This window comes from Acidithiobacillus sp. TH-A36 (genome assembly GCF_057473445.1).
Map to the genome: position 1 here is coordinate 1 of NZ_JBYCKP010000158.1, position 1,336 is coordinate 1,336.

Sequence of the window (1,336 nt, forward strand, 5' to 3'; positions counted from 1 at the left end):
TGGCCCGAGTCAACGGAGAGGTTACGGTCAAGCGTTGGCAACGGAAGCAGAGCAAAGTCAGCCTGTTACCCGAAAATCCGGATTTTTCTCCTATTGATGTAGATTTGTCGCGTGATGATTTGCAGATTGAAGGGCAGGTGGTTGGTCTGCTGCGCATTGGTAACCGCCTCTAAAACGTCCATTTCGGGAACCATCACCGGCGTTGAAGGTCTTCTCTCAAGGGTTTGCCGCGTGTACGCAACTCTGGTTTTTACGGATCTTGTCATTTCTGGTCTTGATGCTCTCAGCGGTTTACAATCTTCCCTTGTCACTTTTTTCAGAATTTACAGGATTAACTTTCATACATGGACAAATCATCTATCGCTCTGGCAGTGGGTCTTTTAATTATTGGCGGCTTAACCGGGGCAGTTATCGAACGCTTTGCCATCAATCCTGACTCCGCTATGAGCAGCAGTCCGTTGAGTCTGAATGGCGCCAAGAAGCTGCTGAATGATGTTACCCACGGCCAGGCCAGTGCTGAAAAGGTTTTTCCTGGCCCTGGAGGTTTGACGGGGATTGAAGTCAGTATGGAAGGTCATCCAACCATTGCCTATGCGACGTCAGATGGACAATATCTGGTGGCCGGGCCGGTGCTCAATCAGCAAGGTCAGGATGCCGCCCATGCCGACATGATTAAGCTGGGGCTCATTCCCAAACCGGCATCGGCTGCGGTTTTGGCTGAAAAAGCCGCGCATGCCGACAGTTTTGTGCTGGGAACCAAAGGACCGGAGCTCACGGCTTTTGTGGACCCTAACTGCATTTACTGTCACAAGTTTTACGAAGAAGCCAAACCGCTCATTGCTGCAGGTAAGCTACGCGTCCGCTATGTGGTCGTGGCTTTCCTGAAGCCCAGCAGCGCCGGAAAAGCGGCGGCTATTTTGGGGGCCAGTGATCCTGCTGCCGCCATGGCAGAAAATGAAAAAGGCTTTGATGAGGCGACGGAAGAGGGCGGCATTTCTCCCGCTAAAACCCCTGATGCGGCGACACTGGCTGCAGTAGAAGACAATACCAAGCTGCTGAGTGAAAGCGGAGAAGTGGCGACCCCGACCCTGATTTATTGTAATACACATAATCAGGCCGTTCTGGCCCATGGGTTGGATCGTTCAAGTCTGGCCGATTTTGTTGATCATATCAGCAGCCTGGAAAATGGAGCTTGCCATTGATGATTGCCCAAGATAATAACGCGGTTATTCATCGCGAAGATTATCAGCCGCCCCTTTATCGGATTACCGATGTTGCGCTGAATGTTCATCTGGACCCGGAAAACACCGAGGTGGAGGCCCGTCTGCATTTTCAG

Annotated in this window: 2 protein-coding genes; both read left to right on the plus strand. The window is 51.6% G+C overall.

Going from position 1 to position 1,336, the window contains the following annotated elements; all coding sequences use genetic code 11:
• On the plus strand, positions 1 to 173 hold a 173-nt coding region (locus AC2VLY_RS04285), incomplete at its 5' end, for a LexA family protein (RefSeq protein ID WP_486892848.1).
• Positions 174 to 344: 171 nt separating this feature from the next.
• Positions 345 to 1,202: a thiol:disulfide interchange protein DsbG gene (gene dsbG / locus AC2VLY_RS04290; protein ID WP_486892847.1), complete on the plus strand. Its 858-nt coding sequence runs from the start codon at positions 345 to 347 to the stop codon at positions 1,200 to 1,202.
• Positions 1,203 to 1,336: the final 134 nt, after the last annotated feature.